This is a genomic window from Acidovorax sp. GW821-FHT09B03, from assembly GCF_059418305.1.
Map to the genome: position 1 here is coordinate 146,169 of NZ_JBWKPP010000016.1, position 25,240 is coordinate 171,408.

General features: G+C 68.3%; 23 protein-coding genes and 1 pseudogene. 9 read left to right on the top strand and 15 right to left on the bottom strand.

The genetic code is table 11. From position 1 onward, the window contains the following. The first annotated feature begins 60 nt into the window (after nucleotides 1-60). A complete protein-coding gene (locus AC07PA_RS24490) occupies nucleotides 61-489 on the top strand; it encodes a VOC family protein (protein WP_494608931.1) in 429 nt (142 codons plus the stop codon). Here AC07PA_RS24490 and AC07PA_RS24495 read toward each other — a convergent pair. Genes AC07PA_RS24495 through pcaB form a run of 3 tightly spaced genes read right to left on the bottom strand, consistent with a single transcriptional unit; the run spans nucleotide 479 to nucleotide 4,414 of the window. Beyond that, nucleotides 479-1,978 (bottom strand): fumarate hydratase, encoded by a 1,500-nt coding sequence (locus tag AC07PA_RS24495; protein WP_494608930.1) that lies wholly within the window; start codon nucleotides 1,976-1,978, stop codon nucleotides 479-481. The two genes, AC07PA_RS24490 and AC07PA_RS24495, sit on opposite strands and share 11 nt — an antisense overlap. A gap of 16 nt (nucleotides 1,979-1,994) precedes the next feature. After that, the gene (locus AC07PA_RS24500; protein WP_007849375.1) at nucleotides 1,995-2,978 is read right to left on the bottom strand and encodes a tripartite tricarboxylate transporter substrate-binding protein; all 984 of its coding nucleotides are present in this window, start codon (nucleotides 2,976-2,978) and stop codon (nucleotides 1,995-1,997) included. Between the two features lie 59 nt (nucleotides 2,979-3,037). Further along, nucleotides 3,038-4,414, bottom strand: coding sequence for a 3-carboxy-cis,cis-muconate cycloisomerase (pcaB, locus tag AC07PA_RS24505; protein ID WP_494608929.1), 1,377 nt, complete (start codon nucleotides 4,412-4,414; stop codon nucleotides 3,038-3,040). A gap of 116 nt (nucleotides 4,415-4,530) precedes the next feature. Here pcaB and AC07PA_RS24510 point away from each other — a divergent pair, with 116 nt between their 5' ends. From AC07PA_RS24510 to AC07PA_RS24520, 3 genes are all read left to right on the top strand, one after another. Next, the gene (locus tag AC07PA_RS24510) at nucleotides 4,531-5,265 is read left to right on the top strand and encodes a GntR family transcriptional regulator (RefSeq protein WP_494608928.1); all 735 of its coding nucleotides are present in this window, start codon (nucleotides 4,531-4,533) and stop codon (nucleotides 5,263-5,265) included. Between the two features lie 85 nt (nucleotides 5,266-5,350). Further along, nucleotides 5,351-5,731 carry a VOC family protein gene (locus AC07PA_RS24515; RefSeq protein WP_494608927.1) on the top strand — a complete coding sequence of 127 codons (381 nt, stop codon included), beginning with the start codon at nucleotides 5,351-5,353 and terminating at the stop codon, nucleotides 5,729-5,731. Then, the gene (locus tag AC07PA_RS24520) at nucleotides 5,688-6,233 is read left to right on the top strand and encodes an EVE domain-containing protein (protein ID WP_494608926.1); all 546 of its coding nucleotides are present in this window, start codon (nucleotides 5,688-5,690) and stop codon (nucleotides 6,231-6,233) included. The genes AC07PA_RS24515 and AC07PA_RS24520 overlap by 44 nt, the downstream gene beginning before the upstream one ends. Nucleotides 6,234-6,235: 2 nt before the next feature. Here AC07PA_RS24520 and AC07PA_RS24525 read toward each other — a convergent pair whose 3' ends face one another. The 12 genes from AC07PA_RS24525 to AC07PA_RS24580 all read right to left on the bottom strand — a co-directional run bounded on the left by AC07PA_RS24525 (nucleotide 6,236) and on the right by AC07PA_RS24580 (nucleotide 21,468). Beyond that, nucleotides 6,236-9,967 carry a molybdopterin cofactor-binding domain-containing protein gene (locus AC07PA_RS24525; RefSeq protein WP_494608925.1) on the bottom strand — a complete coding sequence of 1,244 codons (3,732 nt, stop codon included), beginning with the start codon at nucleotides 9,965-9,967 and terminating at the stop codon, nucleotides 6,236-6,238. Beyond that, nucleotides 9,964-10,482, bottom strand: coding sequence for a (2Fe-2S)-binding protein (locus tag AC07PA_RS24530; protein ID WP_494608924.1), 519 nt, complete (start codon nucleotides 10,480-10,482; stop codon nucleotides 9,964-9,966). The genes AC07PA_RS24525 and AC07PA_RS24530 overlap by 4 nt, the downstream gene beginning before the upstream one ends. Before the next feature lie 18 nt (nucleotides 10,483-10,500). Beyond that, nucleotides 10,501-11,679 carry an ABC transporter substrate-binding protein gene (locus tag AC07PA_RS24535; RefSeq protein WP_494608922.1) on the bottom strand — a complete coding sequence of 393 codons (1,179 nt, stop codon included), beginning with the start codon at nucleotides 11,677-11,679 and terminating at the stop codon, nucleotides 10,501-10,503. Nucleotides 11,680-11,938: 259 nt separating this feature from the next. Then, nucleotides 11,939-12,664 (bottom strand): bifunctional nicotinamidase/pyrazinamidase, encoded by a 726-nt coding sequence (gene pncA / locus AC07PA_RS24540; RefSeq protein ID WP_494609026.1) that lies wholly within the window; start codon nucleotides 12,662-12,664, stop codon nucleotides 11,939-11,941. A gap of 79 nt (nucleotides 12,665-12,743) precedes the next feature. After that, nucleotides 12,744-13,499, bottom strand: coding sequence for an ABC transporter ATP-binding protein (locus tag AC07PA_RS24545; protein ID WP_494608921.1), 756 nt, complete (start codon nucleotides 13,497-13,499; stop codon nucleotides 12,744-12,746). Then, nucleotides 13,496-14,296, bottom strand: a complete 801-nt coding sequence (locus AC07PA_RS24550) for an ABC transporter ATP-binding protein (RefSeq protein WP_007849396.1) — start codon at nucleotides 14,294-14,296, stop codon at nucleotides 13,496-13,498. The genes AC07PA_RS24545 and AC07PA_RS24550 overlap by 4 nt, the downstream gene beginning before the upstream one ends. Continuing rightward, complete coding sequence (locus AC07PA_RS24555; protein ID WP_494608920.1) at nucleotides 14,293-16,188, bottom strand: ABC transporter permease; 1,896 nt, start codon at nucleotides 16,186-16,188, stop codon at nucleotides 14,293-14,295. Before AC07PA_RS24555 ends, AC07PA_RS24550 begins: the two co-directional genes overlap by 4 nt. 135 nt (nucleotides 16,189-16,323) lie before the next feature. Next, on the bottom strand, nucleotides 16,324-17,523 hold the full coding sequence (locus tag AC07PA_RS24560) for an ABC transporter substrate-binding protein (RefSeq protein WP_085947265.1): 1,200 nt from the start codon (nucleotides 17,521-17,523) through the stop codon (nucleotides 16,324-16,326). A 94-nt stretch (nucleotides 17,524-17,617) separates the two neighbouring features. Next, on the bottom strand, nucleotides 17,618-18,202 hold the full coding sequence (locus tag AC07PA_RS24565) for an amino acid synthesis family protein (RefSeq protein ID WP_007849399.1): 585 nt from the start codon (nucleotides 18,200-18,202) through the stop codon (nucleotides 17,618-17,620). Between the two features lie 43 nt (nucleotides 18,203-18,245). Then, a complete protein-coding gene (locus tag AC07PA_RS24570; protein WP_007849400.1) occupies nucleotides 18,246-18,887 on the bottom strand; it encodes an amino acid synthesis family protein in 642 nt (213 codons plus the stop codon). A gap of 20 nt (nucleotides 18,888-18,907) precedes the next feature. Then, the gene (locus AC07PA_RS24575) at nucleotides 18,908-19,831 is read right to left on the bottom strand and encodes a UPF0280 family protein (RefSeq protein ID WP_494608919.1); all 924 of its coding nucleotides are present in this window, start codon (nucleotides 19,829-19,831) and stop codon (nucleotides 18,908-18,910) included. Between the two features lie 14 nt (nucleotides 19,832-19,845). Further along, nucleotides 19,846-21,468: a 6-hydroxynicotinate reductase gene (locus tag AC07PA_RS24580; protein ID WP_494608917.1), complete on the bottom strand. Its 1,623-nt coding sequence runs from the start codon at nucleotides 21,466-21,468 to the stop codon at nucleotides 19,846-19,848. 175 nt (nucleotides 21,469-21,643) lie between these two features. Here AC07PA_RS24580 and fdxA point away from each other — a divergent pair, with 175 nt between their 5' ends. From fdxA to AC07PA_RS24605, 5 genes and pseudogenes are all read left to right on the top strand, one after another. Beyond that, nucleotides 21,644-21,973, top strand: coding sequence for a ferredoxin FdxA (fdxA, locus tag AC07PA_RS24585; RefSeq protein ID WP_145694322.1), 330 nt, complete (start codon nucleotides 21,644-21,646; stop codon nucleotides 21,971-21,973). A gap of 69 nt (nucleotides 21,974-22,042) precedes the next feature. Then, the gene (locus tag AC07PA_RS24590; protein WP_007849408.1) at nucleotides 22,043-22,816 is read left to right on the top strand and encodes a ferredoxin--NADP reductase; all 774 of its coding nucleotides are present in this window, start codon (nucleotides 22,043-22,045) and stop codon (nucleotides 22,814-22,816) included. A 60-nt stretch (nucleotides 22,817-22,876) separates the two neighbouring features. Further along, nucleotides 22,877-23,563: a TetR/AcrR family transcriptional regulator gene (locus AC07PA_RS24595; protein ID WP_007849410.1), complete on the top strand. Its 687-nt coding sequence runs from the start codon at nucleotides 22,877-22,879 to the stop codon at nucleotides 23,561-23,563. 242 nt (nucleotides 23,564-23,805) lie between these two features. Continuing rightward, the gene (locus tag AC07PA_RS24600) at nucleotides 23,806-24,993 is read left to right on the top strand and encodes an amidohydrolase family protein (RefSeq protein ID WP_007849417.1); all 1,188 of its coding nucleotides are present in this window, start codon (nucleotides 23,806-23,808) and stop codon (nucleotides 24,991-24,993) included. A gap of 98 nt (nucleotides 24,994-25,091) precedes the next feature. Beyond that, nucleotides 25,092-25,240 (top strand): annotated as a pseudogene (locus tag AC07PA_RS24605) (electron transfer flavoprotein subunit beta/FixA family protein); the annotation flags it as partial.

The following is a 25,240-nucleotide window of genomic DNA, read 5'->3' on the forward strand; positions in this document are numbered from 1 at the left end:
GCCCGCCCCCTGGCCGCTGGCACACTGCGCCCATGTTGTGAACCCACGAAGGACCACGCCATGGAAACCCAGGAACTGCACCGCGGCCGCCTGATCGACCACATCCAGCTGGTGGTGCGCGATCTGCCGGCCAGCCAGGCCTTCTACACCGCCATCTTCGAGGTGCTCAAGGTGCCGATGGGCGGCACCTCCGAAGACTATTTCTGGGCCGACGAGCTGTTCGTCTCCACGTCCAAAAGTGCTGCGGCACAGGGCCACCTCACGGGCCGGCACCACCTGGCCTTCCAGGCACAGGACGAGGCCATGGTGCAGGCCTTCTACAAGGCGGCCCTGGCCCATGGCGGCAAGGACAATGGCGCCCCGGGCGAGCGCCCCTACCACCCCGGCTACTACGCGGCCTTCGTGCTCGACCCCGATGGCAACAACATCGAGGCCGTGTTCCACGGCAAGGCCCAGCGCAGCGCGCCGTCGGTCAAGATCACGTTCTAGCTTCCACGAAGCGGTGGATCGTGTGCCCGTGCGAGTCCACGGCCACCGTGACCGGAAAGTCCACCACCTCGAACTCATGGATGGCCTCCATGCCCAGGTCGGCAAAGGCCAGCACCCGTGCCTTGCGGATGGAGCGCGACAGCAGGTAGGCCGCGCCCCCGGTCGCCGCGAGGTAGGCCGCGCCATGGCGGCGGATGGAGGCGATCGCATCCGGCCCGCGCTCGGCCTTGCCCACCATGGCCAGCAGCCCGGTCTGCGCCAGCAGCGGCTCCACGAAGCGGTCCATGCGCGTGGCGGTGGTCGGGCCGGCCGGGCCCACGGCCTCGCCGGCCACGGCGTCCACCGGGCCCACGTAGTAGATGGTGCGGCCGCGCAGGTCCACCGGCAGCGGCTCGCCGCGCTGCAGCAGGTCCACCAGGCGCTTGTGCGCTGCATCGCGCGCGGTGAGCAGGGTGCCCGTGAGCAGCAGGGTCTGGCCGACCTTCCAGCGGCCGACCTCGGCACGATCCAGCGTGTCCAGGTCCACGCGCACCGCATCGTCCACCGTGAAGTGGTCGGGAATGCCGTCCCAGGCGTCGAGCGACAGGTCCGGCAAGGGCGCCGGCCCCGTGCCGTCCAGCGTGAGGCGCAGGTAGCGTGTGGCCGCACAGTTGGGGATCAGCGCCACCGGAATCGTGGCCGCATGGCAGGGTGCGCTGCGCACCTTGACGTCGAGCACGGCCGAGAGGCCGCCCAGCCCCTGCGCGCCGATGCCCAGCGCATTGCTGCGCGCGTGCAGGTCCAGGCGCAGCGCCTCCTCGGGCGTGGCCGCGCCGCGCGCCTGCAGTTGGTCGATGTCGATGGCATCGAACAGCGACAGCTTGGCCTGCAGCATGGCCTGCTCGGGGCTGCCGCCGATGCCGATACCCAGCACGCCGGGCGGGCACCAGCCCGCGCCCATGCCGGGCAACTGGGCCAGCACCCAGTCGGCCACGCTGTCGCTGGGGTTGAGCGTGGCAAAGCGCGCCTTGACGTCGCCGCCGCCGCCCTTGGCCACCACCAGCAGCTCCAGCACATCGCCCTCCACCAGTTCGCAGTGCACGATGGAGGGGGTGTTGTCGCGCGTGTTGGTGCGCGCGCCCAGCGGGTCGGCCACCATGGTGGCGCGCAGCGGGTTGGCCGGGTCGCCATAGGCCGTGCGCACCGCGTCGTCGGCCACCGCCTGCAGGCTGCGCAGCGCGGCGCCGTCGTGGCGCACGAAAGCCACGCCCAGGCCGATGCGCAGGAACACCTGGGCCACGCCCGTGTCCTGGCACAGCGGGCGCCGGCCCAGCGCCGCCATGCGGCTGTTCACCAGCAACTGGCCCATGGCGGCGCGCGCCGGGGCATGGGTCTCGGCCGCATGCGCGCGGCGCAGCGCGCGCACGAAGTCGGGCGGGTGCCGGTGGCTGATGAACTGCAGCGCCTGGGCGATGCTGGTGGCCAGGTCTTCCTGCGCGATGCGGGTCATGGGCTGTGTTTCTTGCTCAGTCGATCTGGATCTTGGCGTCGGTCGCCACCTTGCGCCACTTGTCCACCTCGGCCGCGGTGTGCTTGGCGAATGCCTCGGGCGCGTACTGGGCTTCGGGCAGCAGGTGGATGCCCTGGGCCACCATGCGCGCCGTCCAGGGCTTGTCGGCCAGGGCCTTGAGGTAGGCCTGGTGGAGCTTTTGCACCACGTCCTTGGGCACCCCCTTGGGCGCATACAGGCCATACCAGGTGGCGGCCTCGAAGCCGGGCAGGGTCTTGTCGGCCAGCGGGGCCACGTTCGGGTACTGCTGCGGCATGGGCGTGAGCGAGGTCAGCGCAATCGCATTGAGCCGCCCGCCCGTGACCTGGGGCAGCGCGGTGTTGCTCTGGTCGAACATGGCCTCCACCTGGCCGCCCACCAGGTCGTTCATGGCCGGGGCCGCGCCCTTGTACGAGATGGACGTGACCTCGATGCCGGCGCGCGACTCGAACAGCGCAGCGATCAGGTGCGAGGTGGAGCCCACGCCCGCATTGCCGAAGTTGATCTTGCGCGGGTTGGCCTTGGCCGCCGCGATCAGCTCGGCCGCCGTCTTGTAGGGCGAGCTCTTGGGCACCAGCAGCACCAGCGGTGTGTCGGGGAAGCGGAACACCGCCTCGAAGTCCTTCACCGGATCGTAGGCCAGCTTCTTGTACAGCGAAGGCGCCGCGCCCATGTAGCCCATGTGGCCGACCAGGAAGGTGTAGCCGTCGGGCGCCGACTTGGCGGCCTTGGCCGCGCCGATGGTGCCACCCGCGCCGGCCGCGTTCTCGATCACGATGGACTGGCCGATCTGGCGTCCCACCTTGTCGGCGATGTCGCGCGCCATGGCGTCGGTGGGCCCGCCCGCTGCGAACGGCACGACCCAGGTGAGCGGCTTGGCAGGCCAGGCCTGCTGGGCGTGGGCGAAGGTGGCGGCGCACAGCAATGCGGCGGCGGCACCGAGGACTTTGGCGGTGTTCATGGACTTGTCTCCTGCAATGGTTGTGGGAAGGAACGGAAAGCGCAAGCGGATGCGGTGCGTCAGTGGCCGAGCGCGGCCGATGCGGCCAGGGCGCGGTCCACCATGGCGGGCGCCAGGCCCAGGTAATTGGCGGGGTCGGTGAGGCGGTCGATCGCCGCGCGGTCGAAGTGGCGCACCACCTCGGGCAGCGCGGCCAGCGCCTCGGCCAGGGTGCCGCCCTCTTCGTTGACAGTGCGGCAGGCGCCATAGACCACGTCGTGCGCCTGCTGGCGGCCCATGGCCGGCGCCAGGCCCATCATCACGGCCTCGGCCACGATCAGGCCGCGGCTTAACCGCAGGTTGCTGCGCATGCGCGCCGCGTCCACGATCAGGCCGCCGAGCGCGAACTTCGCCTGGTGCAGCGCGCCTGCGGTGAGGATGAAGCTCTCGGGCAGCGCCAGCCATTCGGCATGCCAGGGGCCGGTGGCGCGCTCGAAGTCCTGCACCATGGCATCGACCATCAGCCCCGCGTGCTGGCGCACGGCCTTGGAGGCGGCCAGCATCAGCTCGCTGGAGATCGGGTTGCGCTTTTGCGGCATGGTGCTGCTCGCGCCGCGGCCCTTCACGAAGGGCTCGTAGACCTCGCCGAACTCGGTGGAGGCCATGATCATGATGTCCAGCGCGATCTTGCCCAGCGAGCCGGTGACCAGGGCCAGCAGGTTCACCGCCTCGGCGAAGCCGTCGCGCGCCACGTGCCAGGTGGTCACGGGCACGGCCAGGTTGAGCTCGTCGGCCAGCGCGGCCTGCACTTCGAAGCCCTTGTCGCCCAGCGAGGCCAGCGTGCCGGCAGCCCCGGCAAACTGCACCACCAGCACGCGCTTGCGCAGCTCGGCCAGGCGCTCCTGGTGGCGGTCGAACATGGCCAGCCAGATCGCCACCTTGTAGCCGAAGGTGACGGGCAAGGCCTGCTGCAGGTGGGTGCGGCCGGCCATGGGGGTATCGCGGTGCTTGGCGGCCAGCCCGGCCAGGATGCCGCGCAGTTCGCGGATGTCGGCCTCCACCAGCGCCAGGCCGTCGCGCAGCTGCAGCACGTTGGCCGTGTCCATGATGTCCTGCGTGGTGGCACCCCAGTGCACGTAGCGCCCGGCCTCGCCGCACATCTCCACCAGCTGGTGCACCAGCGGCAGGATGGGGTAGCCCACGATGTCGGTCTCGTGGCGCATGTGGTCGAAGTCCACGCGGTCCAGGCGCGATTCGTGCGCGATGGCTTCGGCCGCGTCGGCCGGGATCACGCCGCAGCGCGCCTCGGCCCGGGCCAGCGCCACCTCCACCTCGATGTAGCGGGCGATCAGGGTGTGGTCGGAGAACACCTCGCGCATGCGCGGCGTGCCGAAGGCGTCGCGGAACAGCACCGAATCGAGCACCGTGCTGGCAGGGGTAAACAGGGAAGAAGACATGGCAGGCCGGATATGTTGATAAAATACGAACATATATAAATGTTCGAACAAATGAACTGTAAATATGTTCGAACAAAACTCAATCTGGGGTTTTCCCTGAGCAGGAGCCTGCCCGCATGACCGCCGCCAAGAACCCCCATCTCGCCCGCGAACTGTCCGAGGGGATTGCCTCCGGGCGCTTTGCCGTGGGTAGCCTGCTGCCCACCGAGTTCGAGCTGTGCGACCAGTACGGCCTGAGCCGCTATGCCGTGCGCAAGGCGCTGGACGAACTGCAGGAGCTGGGACTGATCTCGCGGCGCAAGAACGTGGGCACGCGCGTGGAGGCCATGCGGCCGCGCGCCGGCTTCACGCAGTCCATCGCCACGGTGCAGGAGCTGGCGCGCTTCGGCGCCGAGCATGTGCGCACGGTGCAGTCGGTCAGCGAGGTGGTCGCGGACCTGGCGCTCGCCAAGGACCTGGGCTGCCCCGGAGGCACGCGCTGGCTGCACATCGCCTGCCTGCGCATGGAAGGCGGCAGCGCCAAGGCGCGCCCGATCTGCTGGCTGGACCTGTACATCGACCCGGCGTATGCCGACATCGGCCCCATCGTGCGCGACGCGCCCGAGACGCTGGCCAGCTCCATCATCGAGGAGCGCTACGGCCGGCGGATCGCGCGCATCCGCCAGGACATCGAGGCCGTGCTGGTGCCGCGCGAGCACGCCGAGGCACTGCGCGCCGAGGCCGGCGCACCGGCCCTGAAGATCACGCGCCACTACCTCGATTCGGCCGACCAGGTGTTCGAGATCTCGGTCTCGCTGCACCCCGCGGACCGGTTCAAGTTCTCGCTGGAACTGAGCCGTTCGCGAGAATGAGGGCGCTGCTGCAAGCCTGCTGACAAAGCGGTGTCAGCAGGCGGTCCGCACCATGCGGGCTCCATTCAACGCAAGGAGCCCTTCCATGAAAAACGCCATCACCTGGTTCGAAATCCCCACCACCCAGCTGGACCGCGCCCAGGCCTTCTACGAAGCCGTGCTGGGCCAGACCATGCGCCGCGAGGCCATGGGCCCGAGCGAAGGCGCCGTGTTCGCCTACGACCCCGAGGCCGACGGCACGGGCGGCGCACTGCTGATGGGGCCGACGGCGCCGCAAGCGGCACCCGGCGCCGGCACGCTGGTCTACCTGGATGCATCGCCCTCGCTCGACGCAGCGCTCGCCCGCGTGGTGGACCAGGGCGGCCAGGTGGCCCTGCCGCGCCAGGCGCTGCCGCCGGGCCTGGGCTTCTTCGCGCACATCCATGACCTGGATGGCAACCGTGTCGGCCTGCACGCACTGGCCTGATCCGGTGCAGTCGCACCTGTGGGCCGAAACGGCCCCACCCACGGCCACCAACGCCCTCCGAGGCAACTGGATTGCGGTGGCCAGCGCAACCCATGCGCGGCGTGGCTGCGCCGAGCCGGGCGCGGGCTACATGCAGGTCTGCCATGGCAAGGTCGCACCCCTGCGGCGCATAAAGCCCGGTGACCGCGTGGCGTACTACGCGCCCACGGTCACCATGGGCGCAAGCGACCGGCTGCAGGCCTTCGTCTCGCTGGGATTGGTGAAGCCCGGCGAGCCCTATGCCTTCGACATGGGTGGCGGGTTCGTGCCGTTTCGCAAGGACGTGGACTATGTGCCCGCCCGCGAAGCGCCGATCGCGCCGCTGCTCGACCACTTCGACTTCGTGCAGGACCGCGCGCGCTGGGGCTATGCGTTCCGCTTCGGGCTCTTCGCCGTCAGCGACCACGACATGCGGCTGATTGCCGATGCCATGGGTGCCAGCGCGGATTCACTGCATCTCTAACGCTATGGATGCGCCGGCCCTGCGCGCACGCGCGCCAGGGCGGCGGGCACATCGGTCCAGGCCGGGCGGCCCGGCGCATAGCGCTGGCGCATGTAGCCCGCGAGTTCGGCGATCTGCGCATCGCTGAGCGCATCACCAAAGCCGGGCATGAAGCCCAGTTCGCGCGAAGCCGGCTCGCGGATGCCGTGCACGATGACCTGCAGCAGGTTGTCTGGCCGGTCGCTGTGCAGGTTGCTATTGAGCGCCAGCGGCACGTTGGCACCCAGCAGTTTCGGTCCGTCGCCATCGTGGTGGCAGGCGGCGCAGGCGCCATTGAACAGGCGCTGCGCCTGGCCTGGCCGGGGCGCCAGGGCAGCTGCCTGCGCGACGGCGGCCTGGGCCTTTGCCTGCACGGCGTCGGCGGCAGGTTCAGTGGCCGCGCTGAACGAGGCCAGGTACGTAGCCATGGCGCGGATGTCCTCGTCGGGCAGCTTCGCCAGCTCCTGCACCACGGGCGCCATGGGGCCGGAGGCACTGCCGTGCTCCGGGCTGTAGCCCTTGCGCAGGTAGCTGTACAGCGCGTCGGCGCTCCACGGCACGGGCGCCTTCGACAGGCCGGTGAGCGCGGGCGCTTCCCAGCCATCGACCAGCGCCCCCGAGAGGAAGGCCGCACCACCCATCTCCGCCCCGAGGGCATTGCGCGGCGTGTGGCAGGCGCCGCAGTGGCCGGCGCCCTGCACCAGGTAGGCACCGCGGTTCCATTCGGGCGGGCGCGCGGGGTCGGGCTTCCAGGGCGCGGCATCGTGGAACAGCGCGTTCCAGCCCGCCATGAGCGGGCGCACGCTGAACGGAAAGGCCAGCTGCGTGGCCGGCACCTCGGAGCGCACCGGCGGCTGGGCCATGAGCCAGGCGTACAGCGCGGTCAGGTCGTCGTCGTCCATCTTCGCGAAGGACGTGTAGGGAAAGGCCGGGTACAGGTGCTTGCCGTCGCGCGAGATGCCCTCGCGCATGGCGCGCTGGAAGGCGCTGAAGGACCACAGGCCGATACCGGTCTCGGCATCGGGCGTGAGGTTGGTGGTGGTGACGGTGCCGAAGGGCGTGTCCATGGCCCGCCCGCCGGCATTCGGCACGCCGCCCGGGGCCGTGTGGCAGACCACGCAGTCGCCGGCAGCCGCCACCAGGCGCCCACGTTCTATGGTGGCGGCGTTGTAGACCGAAGCACCTGCAGTCTGTGCGACCGGTGCGATGGCCGGGCGCCAGCCCAGCAACGCAGCACCCATCGCCAGGCCGCCCGCGGCCAGGGCCAGAGCCCGCGCCCAGGGGCTGCGCGGGCGTGGCCAGGTGGCCGTGGCGGGCACCACCGGGGCGGGCAGCTCCAGCGTGGGCAGCACATCGGCCGGCGACGCTTCAGGGGCGGCACTGCCCTGCCCCGCGGCTGCGCCCAGCGGGTTGAGTCCCGCGCGCACCACCTCGGGCGTGAACGGCGGCGCGCGGAAGCGCACGCCCGTGGCGTCGAAGATGGCGTTGGCGATGGCCGCCGTGCCAGGCACCGACGAGGACTCGCCCGAGCCCAGCGCTGCCTCGTCCTGCCGGGGCATGTGCATGACCTCGATGACCGGCACCTCGCGAAAGCTCAGGATGGGGTAGCTGCCCCACTCGCGTGTGTCCACGGCCTGCGTGACCGGGTCGAAGCGCACCTGCTCCTTGAGGGCCCGGCTGGTGGTCTGCACCACGTTGCCATGCACCTGGTGCTGCACCCCCGCAGGGTTGACCATCATGCCCGCATCGTGCCCCACGACCACGCGGCGCACATGCACCTCGCCGGTCTTCCGGTTCACGTCCACATCGGCCACCCAGGCGGCCCAGGCGGCGCCGAAGCCGGGCCACTTGCTGTGGATGTAGCGCGCATAGGCAAAGCCCTGGCCCTGGACCCAGTCGCCATCGACACCCTGCAGTTCGCCGGGGCCGGGCACGCGCGGCCCGATGTGGGGTAGCCAGCCGGCCTTCTCGGCCGTGGCCTTGACGAGTTCGGCCGCGCGCGGGTCGCTGAGCAGCTGCAGGCGGAACTCGACCGGGTCCACCCCGGCTGCGGTGGCCAGTTCGTCCACATAGGACTCGTGCGCGAACGAGTTGGGCAGGGCCGAGACGCCACGCAGCCACGAGGCACGCACGATGGGCGCCATGTCGTTCACAGCCACGCGCAGGTTGTCGTAATCGTAGGGCGGGCGCGCGGTGCGGTCGCCCATCTCGTAGGCCTGGGCCACGGGCTCGATGGTGCGGGTGAGCAGCAGGGCCAGCGTGGGCGCGCCGTTGGACGGGTAAGAGGTCTCGAAATCGTAGGCTGCCACCGAGCCATCGGCATTGAGCCCGCCGCGCACCTGCATGAGCTGGGCCGTGCCCTTGGGCTCCCACAGGTGCTCCTGCTCGCGCGTGAGCTGCACGCGCACCGGCGCGCCCACTGCACGCGAGAGCAGCGCGGCATCGGCCGCCACGTCGTCGGCGCCGTTGCGGCCGTAGCAACCCGCAGCCTCCATGCGCACCAGATCGATGTCCACGTCGGCCAGGCCCATGAGGCGCGCCAGGTCGGCGCGCAGCACATGGGGGTTCTGCGTGCCGGCCCAGACGGCCATGCGCGCGCGGCCGCAGGCATCGTCGTGGCGCCACTCCGCCACTGCGCACGAGGGGCCGATGGAGCCGTGCAGCTGGTAGGGCCAGACATAGGTGCGCGGCAGGGACTGCGCGGCACCGGCCAGCGCGGCGTCCACATCGCCTTCGTCCACCAGGCGGCGCTGGGTGGAGGGGTTGGCACGGATGGCCTGGGCCAGGGCTTCGGGGCTGTCCTGCCGGGGAAAGCCCGGCCAGGACTTCCACTGCACGCGCAGCGCGCGCATTGCTTCTTCTGCCTGCTCCTCGCGCTCGGCGACGATGCCCACGAAGTCGCGCACCACCACCACCGCGCGGATGCCCGGGATGTGGGCGATGGACGACTGGTCCACCGATTCGAGCGTGTTGCCGATGAACTCGCCATGGTCGGCCCCCGCATACGGCGGGCGCACCACGCGGCCGTGCAGCATGCCGGGCACGCGCATGTCGTGCACGAAGACCAGTTCGCCGCTGACCTTGGCCGGTATGTCCACGCGCGGCACCGACTGGCCGACCACGGTGTAGTCGGCCGTGGGCTTGGTGGGCGTGGCCTCGGCCAGCTCCAGCGCGGTGTGCGCACCGGCCAGCAGTTCGCCGTAGGCCACCTGGCGGGCCGGGTCGGCCGCCACCTGCACCACGCCGGCCTGCACCTGCAGCGCATCGGCCGCGGCACCCAGGCGCTCGGCGGCCCGGGCCACCAGCCAGTGGCGCGCCTGGGCCGCGGCGATGCGCAGCGGCTTCGCATGGATCTGGATCGAGGCGCTGGCGATGGTCGCGCCCTGGTTGGGCGCACGCGTGGTATCGCCCAGCACCATGTTCACGCAGGCCAGCGGCATGTCGAGCTCTTCGGCCACGATCTGGCCCAATGCCGTGCGGATGCCGGTGCCCAGGTCCACATGGCCGTTGAGTGCGGTCACGCTGCCGTCGTCCCACACGGCCAGCAGGATCTCCACGCCCTCGGCGGGGTTGCCGGCCACCAGCGCGGGCTGGCCCTTGACGGGCGGCGGGGCGGGCGGCGGGTTGCGCACGACCAGCAGCACGCCCTGTGCGGCATGGAAGTCGGCGCGTGTGCGCGGGCCGTGGGCGCGCAGCGCTGCAGGGGATGCGCTCATGCCGCCACCCCGCGCACCAGCACCGCCGCGCGCTGCACCGCGCGGATGATCTCCACATGCGTGCCGCAGCGGCACAGGTTGCCCGAGAGCTCGCGGCGGATGGCGGCCTCGTCGGGGTCGGGATTGCGTTCGAGCAGCGCCACGGCCATCATCACCATGCCGTTGAGGCAGTAGCCGCACTGGGCGGCCTGCTCTTCGACGAAGGCCTGTTGCACCGGGTGCAGCAGCCCTTCGCATGCCGCACCGTGGCAGCGTGCGGGCAGACCCTCCAGCGTCGTCACCGCGCGGCCCGCCACCCCGTGCGCAGGGATCACGCAGGCACGCGCCGCCACCCCGTCCACCAGCACCGTGCAGGCGCCGCACTGGCCCAGGCCGCAGCCGTACTTGGGGCCATTGAGCGCGAGGTCGTTGCGCAGCACATGCAGCAGCGTGGCACCCGCGCCCGGGGTGCCGGCTGGCAGTTCACAGGGCTGGCCGTTGACGGAAAGGGAGAGAACGGTGGCTGGGGTCTGCATGGGTCCTTGGATGAATCGTCAGCGGCGCAGGCTGCCGGTGCGGGTGTACATCTCCAGGTCCACGAAGTTGGACCCATTGTGGTTGTTCGGACCGTACTGCACCGGGAAATCGCCGAACTTGGTGGTACCCATGTCTTCCATGGCCTTGATGAAGGCCTCGCGCGTGAGGTTGCGCCCCGCGCGCTTGAGCCCTTCGACGAACACGCGCGCGGCGATATAGCCTTCGAGCATGGTGTAGCTGTCGATCTTGGCGCCGGCGTCGGTGCGGTCCTTGCGGTAGTCCACGACGATGGGCAGGCGGCTGGCCTGCGGCGAGGGCACGATGCTGGCCGTGACCAGGCCCTCGATGCCGCCGTTCAGGCGCTGGGCCGAACCCGGCGCATCGGTGATGCCCACCGAGATGGTGTACAGCGGCGCCGCCCCTCCGCCCGCGCGGTAGTCGCGCAGGAACACCTCGACCATCTTGCCGGCCACGATCATCACCACCGCACCGGGCTGGGCCTTGGTGAGCTGGGCCACCTGGGCTTTTGCATCGGTGGCGGCGATCTCCATGGGAACCGACTCGACCACCTTGACCTTCAGGCCCTGGGCGATCTGCAGGCAGGTCTCGAGGTTGGACTTGCCGAAGGCGCTGTTCTGGTAGATGACGGCGATGTTGCTGATGCCCAGCGTGGCCAGGTGGCCGACGATCTTGCGCAGCTCGGTCTCGTAGCTGGCGCGCACGTGGAACAGGTAGCGGTTGTGCGTGGTGCGAAACGAGGTGGTGCCCACCAGCGGTGCGAACATGGGAACGCCGGCCTTCTCGGCCAGCGGCATGGCGGCGATCAGGTTGCCCGTGGCCACGTAGCCGATCAGGGCGAAGACCTTTTCCTCATCGATCAGGCGCGCCGTGTTCTCGGCGGTCTTCTTGGGTTCGTAGGCGTCGTCGAGCGAGACCAGGTCGAGCTTGCGCTCGAACACGCCGCCAGCCTTGTTGATGCGGTCGAAGTACAGGGAGATGCCGGCCTTGTAATCCACGCCGAAATCCTTGGCAGGCCCGGTGAAGACGGCCGACTGCCCCACTTTGATGCTTTTGTCCGTCACCCCGGTCTCGGCCGCCATGGCCGTCGTCGCCGAACTGCCCAGGGCCGTCGCCGCCATGGCCATCAGCACGGCCCTGCGGTCGGTGCGCCCATCCCTCATCCCACGGTACTTCATGAAACGCTCCTTACATCAAAGGTGGCAGTTTCCCCGCAACACGAGGGACTGTGCAACCATTTACAGGGGGTGTTGCGAAACCGTCAAAAACGGCTTCCGGCGCTGCCGGCCAGGCGGCAGCCCCCGATGGTTTGCAAGTCCCGTGCCCATGGCTCAGGCGGATTTGGATTCAATCGGATAACTAGGCGGGGAGCCGCAGACAGTGCTTTAGCACGGCAAGGCGACCTAACGACGCTATACGTTTGAAGGCAAATCCGCATCAGGCGATGTCCAGGTCGCTCGACTGGATGCGCTTAATCCCCTTGGCCTTCATCTGCTTCCAGGCCGCCTCCAGCGAGCCATTGAGGTCGATGCCGCGGCAGGCGTCTTCCACCACGTAGGTTTCGAAGCCCAGCCGCTTGGCGTCCAGGGCCGTCCAGGCCACGCAGAAGTCGGTGGCCAGGCCGGTCACGAACACGGTCTTGATGCCGCGCTGCTTGAGGTAGCCCGCCAGGCCCGTGGAAGTCTTGCGGTCGGCCTCCTCGAAGGCCGAGTAGCTGTCCACATGCTCGTGGAAACCCTTGCGCAGGATCACCTGGGCCTGGGGCAGTTTCAGGTCCTTGTGCAGTGCGGCATCGTCGGTGCCGCGCACGCAGTGGTCGGGCCACAGCACCTGCTGGCCGTAGCTCAGTTTCGTGGTCTCGAAGGGCTTCTTGCCGGCATGCGTGCTGGCGAACGAGGCATGGCCCGGCGTGTGCCAGTCCTGCGTGACGACCACGTTCTCGAACGCGGTGGCAATGCGGTTGATGACCGGCACCACCTCGTCGCCCTTGGCCACCGGAAGCGTGCCGCCGGGCACGAAGCAATTCTGCACATCCACCACGATCAACGCCGCTCGCTCGCCGGGTTTGATCTTGCCGGCTGCGAAGGCCAGGGGCAGGCCGGCACCCGCGAGGGTGAAGGCGGCGGCGGATTGGAGGAAGGAACGGCGCTGGGCAGGGATCATCATGGTGGACACTCCGGTTGGGAACGCACTGGCAGATCGGTACGGACCCACCGGGCCCGCGCCGGGGAAATCCTTGGTTTCAAACGCTCAGGTAGGACCTGCGCACCTCGTCGTTGGCGGCCAGCTCGGCCATGGACGCCTGGTAGCGGATCTGGCCCTTTTCGAGCACATAGGCCCGGTCGGACACGAGCTCGGCGAAATGCATGTTCTGTTCGGACAGCAGGATGCTCACCCCCTGGGCCTTGAGCTCCAGGATCATCTGCGCCATCTGCTCGACGATGACCGGGGCCACGCCTTCGGACGGTTCGTCCAGCAGCACCAGGTAGGGGTTGCCCATCAGGGTGCGCGCCACGGTCAGCATCTGCTGCTCGCCGCCGCTCATGCGGCCGCCGGGGCGCTGGGGCATCTCGCCCAGGTTGGGGAACAGCTTGAACAGGGCCTCGGGCGTCCACAGCGGCGCGGCCGTGCCGTCGGGCCAGTGGCGCGCCGGCTGGCGGCCCACCTCCAGGTTCTCCATCACCGTGAGGTCGGTGAACACGCGCCGGTCCTCGGGCACGAAGCCCAGGCCCAGGCGCGCCGCATCGTGCGGGTCGCTTTTCGACAGGTCCTTGCCCATGAAGCGGATCTGGCCCTTGCGCTTGGCCAGCATGCCCATCAGCGTCTTGAGCGTGGTGGACTTGCCCGCGCCGTTGCGCCCCATCAGGGCCACGACCTCGCCGCGGCGCACGTCAAGGTCCACGTCGTACAGGATCTGCGCCGCGCCGTACCAGGCCTGCAGGGCCTTGGCCTCGAGCAGCACTTCCTTGGCTTCATTCGTCGTTGTCATCGTCATCATGCGGTCTCCGCAGGCGTGGCCACGGGGGCGGCACCGGCTGTCTTTTTCTCGAAGGTCTTGCCGGTGCCGAAGTACACCTCCTGCACCTTGGGGTGGTCGCGCAACTCCAGGGGCTTGCCCTCGGCGATCAGGCGCCCGCGCGCCAGCACGATCATGCGGTCGGCATAGGCGAACACCACGTCCATGCTGTGCTCGGTGAACAGCACGGCCATGCCGCGGTCGATCACCAGCTGCTTGGTCAGCGCCATGAGCTCATTGCGCTCCTTGGGCGCCATGCCGGCCGTGGGCTCGTCCATGAGCAGCAGCTTGGGCGCATTGGCCATGGCGATGGCCAGTTCCACGCGCTTCACGTCGCCGTAGGCCAGCACGCTGCAGGGGCGGTCGGCCTGGGCCTTCATGCCCACCTGTTCGAGCAGGGCCAGGGCCTCGTCGCGCTTGTGGTCGGAGGCCTTGCGGAACATCGAGAACAGGCGGCTGTCGTTGGAGATCAGCGCCATCTGCACGTTCTCCACCACGGTCAGCGAGGAGAAGGTCTCGGCAATCTGGAAGGTGCGGCCCACGCCCATGCGCCAGATGTCGCGTGGCTTGCGGCCCACGAGCTCCTGGCCGTTGAGCTGGATCGAGCCCACATCCGCCGCCAGCTGGCCGTTGACCATGTTGAAGGTGGTGGACTTGCCGGCGCCGTTGGGGCCGATCAGAGCCAGCAGCTCGCCGGCTGCCAGCTCGAAGTGGATGCCGTCGACGGCCTTGACTCCGCCGAAGGACTTGCCCAGGCCGGTGACTTTGAGCAGGCTCATGCTGCCTCCTTGGCTTCGCGCTTGTTGTCGAAGAGTTGCTTGATCGCACCGGCAATGCCCTGCGGGAACAGCAGCACCAGGATCAGGATGATGGCGCCCAGCATCGCGCGCCAGTAGTCGGTATTGCGCGCCACGGTGTCGTGCAGCCAGGTGAAGGTGACAGCCCCCACCACCGGACCGGCCAGCGTCTGGATGCCGCCCAGCAGCACCATCACCAGGCCGTCGACCGACTTGCCCACGTGCAGCGCCTCGGGCGAGATGCTGCCCTTGGAGAAGGCGAACAGCGCACCGCCCAGGCCCGCGAACAGGCCGGCGATGACGAAGGCCGTCCACTGCATGCGCTTGACGTCGATGCCGATGGCATCGGCGCGCAGCACCGAGTCGCGCCCGGCGCGCAGCGCATAGCCAAACGGCGAGAACAGCACCCGGCGCAGCGCCAACACACCGCCCACCACCAGGGCCAGCGTGAGGAAGTAGTAGTTGCGCTTGTCCGACAGCCATTGCGCCGGCCACACGCCCGTGAGGCCGTTGCTGCCGCCGGTGAAGCCATCCCACTGGTAGCAGATGGCCCAGGTGATCTGCGCGAAGGCCAGGGTCAGCATGGCCAGGTACACGCCCGACAGGCGCACGCAGAACCAGCCGTAGAGCAACGCACCCGCGGCGGCAGCCAGCGGTGCCAGCACCAGGGCCGCTTCCATGGGGATGCCGGCCGAGCGCACCAGCAGCGCCGCCGCATAGGCGCCGAGGCCGAAATAGGCGGCGTGGCCGAAGGAGTGCATGCCCGCCGGTCCCATGATGAAGTGCAGGCTGGCGGCGAACAGCGCCGCGATCAGGAGGTCGATCATCAGCACCGTGAGGTAGGGCGAGCCGGTGGTCACGAAGGGCAGCAGCACCAGCGCGGCCACCAGCACGGCCGCACCGATCTTGTACCAGGGCGGCGAAGCGCGCAGCGGTGCCTCGGGCATGCCGGTGTTGCGGCTGGCGGCCTGGGGCCTGCCCATCAGGCCCCAGGGGCGCGCCACCAGCACGGCGGCCATCACCAGGAACTCGACCACCAGCGTGAGCTTGGAGAACGAGACGCTGTAGCCGAAGATCTCGACCACACCGAGCCAGATGCAGATGGCCTTGATCTCGGCGATCAGCAGCGCGGCCACGTAGGCGCCCGGGATGGAGCCCATGCCGCCCACCACCACCACCACGAAGGCAGCGCCGATGGTGTTCAAGTCCATCTCCAGCGTGGCCGGTTCGCGCGGCAGCTGCAGCGCACCGCCCAGCCCGGCCAGCAGGGCGCCTAAGGCGAACACAGCCGTGAACAGCCAGGCCTGGTTCACGCCCAGGGCGCTGACCATCTCGCGGTCCTGCGTGGCGGCGCGCACCAGCGTGCCCCAGCGGGTGCGGGTCAGCAGCAGCCACAGCAGGCCCAGCACCACCGGTCCGACGACGATCAGGAACAGGTCGTACGAAGGGAATTGCCGCCCCAGGATGTCCACCGAGCCCGACAGGCCCGGCGCACGCGGGCCGAGCAGCTCCTCGGGGCCCCAGATCCAGAGCGCGGCGTCCTTGATCACCAGCACCAGCGCAAAGGTGGCCAGCAGCTGGAACAGCTCGGGCGCCTTGTAGATGCGGCGCAACAGCACCACCTCCACCAGGGCGCCGAGCGCGCCGACGACCACGGCCGACAGCAGCAGCGCGGGCCAGAAGCCCAGGCCGGTGCCCAGCTTGGCCACCAGCGAGTAGGCGACGTAGATGCCCACCATGAAGAACGAGCCATGCGCGAAATTCACGATGCGCGTGACGCCGAAGATCAGCGACAGCCCGGCGCCCACGAGGAACAGCGAGGAAGCCCCCGCCAGCCCATTGAGCAGCTGAACGATAAAACTCGATAAACTCATTCCAGATCCTTCGGCAACACTTGTCCCTCGGGCATGGTCATCTGCCCGTTCGCGTGCATGTGGGGTAGCAATATGGCCGCAGCGGCCAGCGGGCGCAAGGGCCCGCAAAAACCGCAGTCAGCCGGGGGCCGGCGCTCAGTCGGCCGGGCGCATCTTCTTGACTTCGTCGTTCGAGGGCTGCACCTTGGCGCCGTCCACGTAGCGGTAGTCGACCATCACGCCCTTGCCACCCTCGTTCTTGGTGCGGCCCACGTAGCCGCCCATGGTGGACTGGTTGTCCTCGGGGCGGTAGGTGATGCGGCCGAACGGCGTGGGCACCTGCAGGCCCTTGAAGGCCACGACGAGCTTCTCGGTGTCGGTGGAGCCGGCCTTCTTGATGCCCTCGCCCAGCGACTTGATGGCGCTGTAGCCCACGACCGAGCCCAGGCGCGGGTAGTCGTTGAACTTGGCCTGGTAGGCCGTGTGGAAGGCCTTGTGCTCGGGCGTCTGCAGGCCGTACCAGGGGTAGCCGGTGACGATCCAGCCGGTGGGGGCCTCGTCCTTGAGCGGGTCCATGTACTCGGGCTCGCCGGTCAACAGGCTGACCACTTCCCGGTCCTTGAACAGGCCGCGGGTGTTGCCTTCGCGCACGAACTTGGAGAGGTCAGCACCGAACAGCACGTTGAAGATCGCGTCGGGCTTGGCGTCGGCCAGGGCCTGCACCACACTGCCCGAGTCGACCTTGCCCAGCGGGGGCGCCTGCTCGACGACGAATTCCACGTCCGGCTGGGCCGCCTTGAGCAGCTGCTTGAAGGTGGCCACGGCCGACTGGCCGTATTCGTAGTTGGGGTAGACAAGCGCCCAGCGCTTTTTCTTCAAGGCCACGGCCTCGGGCACCATCATCGACACCTGCATGTAGGTGGAGGGGCGCAGGCGGTAGGTGTAGCGGTTGCCGTTCTGCCAGACGATCTTGTCGGTCAGCGGCTCGCCGGCCAGGAAGAAGAACTTCTTTTGCTTGGCGAAGTCGGTCAGCGCCAGGCCCACGTGCGAGAGGAAGGAGCCGGTCAGCACGTCGACCTTCTCGCGCGAGACCAGTTCCTCGGCGGCGCGCACGGCATCGCCGGGGTTGCCGTTGTCGTCGCGGATCACGAGCTGGACCTTCTTGCCCAGCAGGCCGCCCGCGGCGTTGATTTCGTCCACCGCGAGTTCCATGCCCTTCTTGTAGGGCTCGAGGAAGGCGGGCTGGGCCTTGTAGCTGTTGATCTCACCGATCTTGATGACATCCTGGGCCATCGCAGGAGCGATTGTGGCGGCCAGCGCGGCAGCGGCCGTAGCACGCATGAGGGTCTTTAGCATCGTCATGGAAACACTCCTGATGGATTGGATTGGAGAGAAACAGCGGTGGCAAACAGTATGGGGGAGACGGCGGGTCACGGGTATGGCAATGCGCTCAGCGCAGGCCGTCCTGGCCCTGGATTTCTGCGGTGGTGAGCCCGCCGATGCGCGGCAGCGGGCGCCCGCCGGCCGTGACCACCACGGCCACCACGATTTCATGGGCGCGTGGCGCATCGGCCACACGGGCCTCCATGGCGTCGAAATGGCTGCGCACGTAGGCGGCATCCTTGTGGCCCAGGGGCACATCGATGGCGGCGCCCAGTCCGCCGATCTTCTTGCTCGACGGCACCAGCGCGGCACCTTTTTCCACGGCAACGCGCAGCGGTGCGCCCAGCTTGGGGTGCAGGATGGCGGCGGCATGCTCGAGCTCACCGCCTTCGCCCACGATGGCGGCCTTGCCATAGCTTTCGGCCTGGCCGGGCGCAATGCCCAGAGCGCGCACGCAGCGCTCGCCCAGCAGGGCGCCGAGCTCCTCGCCGATGGCGATCAGTTCGTCGAGGTTCTCCGCATAGCGGCCGGCATAGGGGTTCTCGATGACCGCCATGGCCAGGGCCTTGCGCACCGGCGGGTTCACCTCGCGGCCCATTTCCACGCGCACTTCGTCGGTCTGGACGATGATTTTCCGGATCTTGGCTGGCATGTGTGTGCTCCTTGGTCTCTCGTATCGTTATGGATGCCGGGGTTCAGCGCAGGCCGTTCCACTGGCTGATGTCGGCGGCCTTGAGCCCGCCCACGCGTGCATGGATGCGCGCACCGGTGGTCATGGCCAGGATGAAGACGATCTCGTCGGCCCGCGGCGCGCCGGGCACGCGCACCTCGATGGCATCGAAGTGGCTGCGCACGTAGCTGGCGTTGATGTGCGTGAGCGGCACATCGAGTGCAGCGCCCGGCCCGCCCACCTTCTTGGTGGAAGGCACGATGGACAGCGCGTTGCCGGGCTGGCCGGTCTTTTCCTCGGCCTGGCCCTTGGCGTAGGCGTTGCGGTCGCCCTTCCAGCCAAGCAGTTCGCGCATGGCGTAGCCGCCGGGTACGTGCCACAGCGCGCCATGCTCGAGCTCGCCGGCGGCGCCGACGATGGCGCCCTTGCCATAGGTCGCGATGCGCTCGGCCGGCACGTCCATGGCCGCCAGCAGGCGCTGCGCCATGTCCAGGCCCACGTCCTGCAGCGCGTCCATCATGGGCAGGATGTCGGCCTCGTAGCGCCCGGCATAGGGGTTGGTGAGCACCGCGCCGATGGCACCGCGCAGCAGCGGTGCACCAGTCTCGGGCCCGAATTCGTGCCGGATTTCTTCAACATGGGTGAAAACGCGTCGGATCTGGATCATGGGATGGCCTGTGCAATTCATTAAGCAAATACTGAACCAACTTCAACAGCGGCGCTGGATTTCCCCGGTGCGGCCTGCTCCAGCAGGCCGGTGGCCGATGGCGTCGCCATCCATTGCCCCTGGCACGAGAGCAGCGCGCACCACAGGCGCCCGCGAGACTGCAATTCTTGCGCTTTTTCGAGACCGGCCTGCAAGGCCTCGCGCACCAGGGCCTCGGGCAGGTCCGGAACCTCAATCGTCACGGGGATGGTGCCCAGGTCACTGTCGTCCTGGACCTCGCAAGCCGGCCTGCGCACGATGCGGGCATCGTGCACGTTGACGGCATTCGCCACCACCGTGGCTGCGGCGTCGGCCTGGGCGGCCGTGGCCGCCAGGATGGTGACACTGTCGGCAATGCCCAGCGAGTGGCTGCGCCCGCGCCAGCCACTGGTCGCCACGCCACGCACCGGCATGGTGCCCGTGACGCGAAAGGCACCGTCGAGCAGCAGACCGCCCTGCAGTTGCGCCGCGTCGAGCCCGGCGATGTCGGCATACACCCCGATGCGGGCCGACGCGCCCGGTGCCAGGTGCAGCGCGATGTCTCCGCCATTGTTCACCCAGGCGCGCTGCACACCATCCACGGCATAGCAGGCCAGCAGCTCCTGCGCCACCGAGCCCGCCACGGCCGCCATGGGCGTGATGAAGTCCTGGCGGAACGGCTGGCAGGCGCTCCACATGCGGCGCGCCACGGGGCCCTGCAGCGGGCAGTCGCCCGCGCCCACCGGCGCGCGCAGCGTGGGCAGCTCGCGCACCAGTTCCTGCAGCAGCCCCTCGAAGCGCACCCAGGCGCGCGCGTGCGCCGCGGCCACGGCGAGCGCATCGCCCTCGGCCTGCACGATCACGTCCATGGGGCCGTGCTGCAGGTGCCAGCGGCCGGCGGACAGCAGTTGTCGGGTGGCTTGCATGGTGGGGTGTGCCTTCAGCCCAGCAGCGGGGGACGGCCGAGGGGCCAGGGGTTGGCCGATGGCAGCGCAAGCCAGGACACCGACTGTGGCGCACCATCGTTGTGCCAGGCACCGCGCTCGAGCACCTCGCGCAGGCTGCGCACCTGGTCCATGTGGCCGCCCAGCAGCTCGTAGTCGCTGCGGCGCATGCTGAATTCGATGGGCGCCACGATGGCCGGCGTGGGCACGGTGCCGAAGCTGTTGTCGGGCATGCGCAGCACATCGGCCATCACGGTGATGCCGCCGCCGGGCCAGACATAGGCCGGGGCGCCACCGCAGGTCACGTTGACCAGCGCATTCTTGATGGAGCGCGTGAGCAGCACCGGGTTTTCGGTGACCCCGGCACGCAGGCTGCCGCCGGCCCCGCCGAGGAACAGCACCGAAGTCAGCGAAGGCTCGCAGTTCTCGCCGATGCGGTCGACGATGCGGCGCACCGCGTCGGGCATCTCGGCCTCCACCGGCACCAGCGATTCGTCGAGCACATACCAGCTGGCGTGCTCCCCGGTGGTCGAAGTCATCAGCAGGCGCAAGCCGGGCCAGGCGACCGCCTCGTCCCAGCCTTCGATGATGGACAAGGGGTCGGCGATATCGGTGCCGCCCCAGCCCGTGCCCGGGTTGGCCACCTGGAAGTAGCGGCCCGGCGTGGACTTGCGCCCGCGCATCTTGATGCCCGAGGACTGCATGTCCAGGCAACGCCCGGCCTGGTGCTCGGTGAGCACGCCGGTGATGTGGTCGTCCACCACCACCACCTCGTCGGCCTGGCCGAAGAACTGGCGCGCAAAGATGCCGATGGCGGCCGAGCCGCAGCCAACGCGCATGCGCTGCTCGGCCACGCCGTTGACGATGGGCGCCTGGCCGGCCTGGATCACGAGTTGCGAGCCGCCGTCGATGGTGAGCTCCACCGCCTGCTTGTTGCCCAGGAGCTGCATCATCTCGTTGGCGATGCGCCCTTCCTTCTTGCTGCCGCCCGTGAGGTGGTGCACGCCACCCAGCGACAGCATCTGCGAGCCGTATTCGGCGGTGGTGACATGGCCCACCACTTCGCCCTTGCAGCGCACGTTGGCCTGCTCGGGGCCGAGAAAGCGGTCGGTGTCGATCTTCACCTTGAAGCTGCAGTAGCTGAAAATGCCTTCGGTGACCACGGTGACCATGTCCACGCCATCGACCTGGGAGCCGACGATGAAGGGCGCGGGCTTGTAGTCGGGGTAGGTGGTGGAAGAGCCCACGCCGGTGACGAAGACCTCTTCGGTCAGCAGCAGGTCACCACTCCAGGCGGGCTGCGCTGCGGGTGCCTCCTGGCCCTCGGCACCGGCGTCGGCGGCGCGGCCCGCAAACGGCACCAGCACGGCCTCGCCGTCCTCCATGGTCTTGCGCAGCAGCACCACGGGATCGACCCGCACCAGCACGCCGGCCTGGTTGGCATAGCGGTCGCAAGCGCCGCTGCGGCCTTCGGAGATCTGGCACAGCACGGGGCAGGCGTTGCACTCCACCTTGGCCACGTTCATGCGCTCGTTGCGCGGCCGGGCGCGCTCGAGCACCTGCGGCAGCTCGGGTGCATCCATGCCGGGAAGGCCGTCGGTCTTGGTGTGTTCAGTCATCGTGGCAACCCATTCCTCGCACCGTTTTCTGTGCTTGTACGTTCATGGCGTTTTGTGTAGCATTCACTTAACTTAAATGTTGTGATCACTACATTTGAGGCGAATGTAGCGCAATCATTCGCAGTCCGCAATAGTGTTTGCGCGCCCCCGGAAATGGTGCACAAGGAGCCCCAAAATGACGCACGTAGTCACAGACGCATGCATTCGGTGCAAGTACACCGATTGCGTGGATGTATGCCCGGTCGATTGCTTCAAGGAGGGGCCCGAATACCTGGTGATCGACCCCGACGAGTGCATCGACTGCGCGGTCTGCATCCCGGAGTGCCCGGCCAATGCCATCTATGCCGAGGACGACCTGCCCGAAGGCATGGAAATCTTCCTCCAGTTCAACAAAAAGCTGGCTCCGGGACTGCCCACTATCACCAAAAGAAAACCGCCTTTGCCAGATGCGGAACAATGGAGGGTTGTGAGCCACAAGCTTTCCGGCCTGGATGTCAGCCTCTGACACCTGCGCCCCCAGCCTTTCAGCCAGCTTTTACACCCCATTTCTCAACTTTTAGCCGACGTTACGACCATGAGCGCCTTTCTTGAAGAACGCGTCCTCTCCGTCAACCACCTGACGGACCGCCTTTTTTCCTTCACCACCACGCGCGATACTGCGCTGCGGTTCTCCAATGGCCATTTCACGATGATCGGCCTGCGCGTGAACGGCAAGCCCTTGCTGCGCGCCTACAGCATCGCCAGCGCCAACTACGAGGAGCACCTGGAGTTCCTGTCGATCAAGGTGCCCGACGGCCCGCTGACCTCGCGCCTGCAGAACATCCAGGTGGGTGATTCCATCGTGGTCGGCAAGAAGCCCACCGGCACCCTGCTGATCGACTACCTGCTGCCCGCCAAGCGCCTGTACATGCTCTCCACGGGCACGGGCCTGGCCCCCTTCCTGAGCCTGATCCGCGACCCCGAGACCTACGAGAAGTTCGAGGAAGTGGTGCTGGTGCACGGCGTGCGCGAGGTCCAGGAACTGGCCTACCACGACTACATCACCAAGGAACTGCCCGAGCACGAGTTCCTGGGCGAGATGGTGAGCAAGCAGCTCAAGTACTACCCCACGGTGACGCGCGAGGAGTTCAAGCACCAGGGCCGCGTGACCACCGTGATCGAAAACGGCCAGCTCGCACGCGACCTGGGCCTGCCGGCCCTGAACCCGGTGGAAGACCGGGTGATGATCTGCGGCAGCCCGGAGATGCTGCGCGACCTCAAGCACATGATGGAAGTGCGCGGCTTCAAGGAAGGCAACACCACCAAGCCCGGCGACTTCGTGATCGAGCGCGCCTTCGCGGAGCAGTAATATCCCGGCAGGCCCAGTCCCTGCATGGCAGGGGCTGCCCTGCCACCCAACGGATCATCCATGTCGGCCACACCCACCAAGACCCGGACTGCTTCCACCCGCGCCCCCTCGACACGCCGCACCGGCGTGCGCGAGCAGGCGGCGCAGACCACGCGCGACAACATCCTCAAGGCGGCGATCAAGGTGTTCGCACGCTACGGCTACGAAGGCGGCAGCGTGGAGAAGATCTCCAAGGCGGCCAAGTCTTTCGACCGGATGATCTACTACTACTTCGGCAGCAAGGAAGGCCTCTTCATCGAGGTGCTCGAAGAGATCTACCGGCGCATGAACGACGCCGAGACGACCCTGGAGATCCGCCTCGAGACCCCCGTCGAGGCGCTCAAGGCGGTGGTGCGCTTCGTGAGCCAGTACTACCGCAAGCACCCCGAGTTCGTCACGCTGCTCAACACCGAGAACCTGCACAAGGGCAAGCACATCTCCAAGTCGATGCGCGCGCGCGAGTATTCCTCGCCCGCCGTCTCGGTGATCGAGCAGGTGCTGGCCGCGGGCGTGGCGAGCAAGGAGTTCCGCGCCGACCTGCGCGCGCGCGACCTGTACCTGCTGATCGCCTCCATGGGCTATTTCTACCAGTCCAACCGCTACACGCTCTCGGCCTTCCTGGGCGAAGACATCGACCAGCCTGAAGCCGTCGCGCACTGGGACGAGTTCATGATCGACACCGTGCTCAGGACCGTGCGGGCGTCCTGAGGCGCCAGGCGCCCTCCCCCGGCCCCAAGGCCCATGTCTTGCAGGAACCTCCTGCCGATCCGCGGATTCGGCAGGGCGCAGCCTGGCTGTCTCGCAAACCCGTCTGATTTTCTGGCGACAGCACTTTGCAGTGCTTGCCATCTTGCACGACGCAGGCCTCTTATGTAGTATTCACTACACGAATTGCAGCCCCACGATAGCCGCAGTTTGCCCGTCCATCCCTCCCCCGACTGGAACCCTCCATGGCAGACCTCTCCACTACCGCAAGCTCCGGCAAAGTCGTCATCAAGAACATCGGCCTGCTGCTCTCGGGCGACCTCGAACGCCCCATCCTCGACGCCGACACCATCGTCGTGAACGACGGCCTCATCGTGGCCGTGGGCCGCGAGAAGGACTGCGACACCGAACACGCGCGCACCACCATCGACGCGCGCCAGACCTGCGTGGCCCCCGGCCTCATCGACAGCCACGTGCACCCCGTCTTCGGCGACTGGACGCCGCGCCAGAACCAGATCGGCTGGATCGACTCGACCATGAACGGCGGCGTGACCACCATGGTCTCGGCCGGCGAGGTGCACCTGCCCGGCCGGCCCAAGGACATCGTGGGCCTGAAGGCCCTGGCCATCACCGCGCAGCGCGCGTTCGACAACTTCCGCCCCGGCGGCGTGAAGGTGATCGCGGGTGCGCCCATCATCGAGAAGGGCATGGTCGAGCAGGACTTCAAGGACATGGCCGACGCCGGCGTGACCCTGCTCGGCGAAGTGGGCCTGGGCACCGTCAAGGCGGGCTACGAGGCCCAGCAGATGGTGGCCTGGGCGCGCAAGTACGGCATCCAGAGCACCATCCACACCGGCGGCCCGTCGATTCCCGGCTCGGGACTGATCGACAAGGACGTGGTGCTCGAAGCCGATGCCGACGTGATCGGCCACATCAACGGCGGCCACACCTCGCTGCCCTGGAAGCACGTGTGCGAGCTGTGCGAGAAGTCCTCGCGCGCCATCGAGCTGGTGCACAACGGCAACGAGAAGATCGCCATCGAGGCCGCACGCGCCGCCATGGAGCTCAAGTGCCCGCACCGCGTGATCCTGGGCACCGACGGGCCCGCGGGCTCGGGAGTGCAGCCCCTGGGCATGCTGCGCATGATCGCGCTGATCGCAAGCTTCGCCAACATCCCGGCCGAGCTGGTGTTCTGCTTTGCCACGGGCAACACAGCGCGCATCCGCAACCTCAACTGCGGGTTGATCGAAGTGGGCCGCGCCGCGGACTTCGTGTTCATGGACCGCGCCCAGCACACGGCCGGCGCCACGCTGCTCGAAAGCGTGCAGCTGGGCGACATCCCGGGCATCGGCATGGTGATGATCGACGGCCTGGTGCGCTGCGGCCGCAGCCGCAACACGCCACCCGCAACGGAAATCCCCGTGGTGCTCTGAGCCCCGGCCTGGACGCTTTCGGCACACGCCCTTCACTGCCTGCGCAGGCGCCCACGTGCCTACGCCACTTCTTTCTTTGTACTGATGGAGTTCCTCCCATGAAAGCAATCGTCGCCGTCAAGCGCGTGGTGGACTACAACGTCAAGGTCCGAGTCAAGTCGGACCAAACCGGTGTGGACATCGCCAACGTGAAGATGAGCATGAACCCCTTTGACGAAATCGCCGTCGAAGAGGCCGTGCGCCTGAA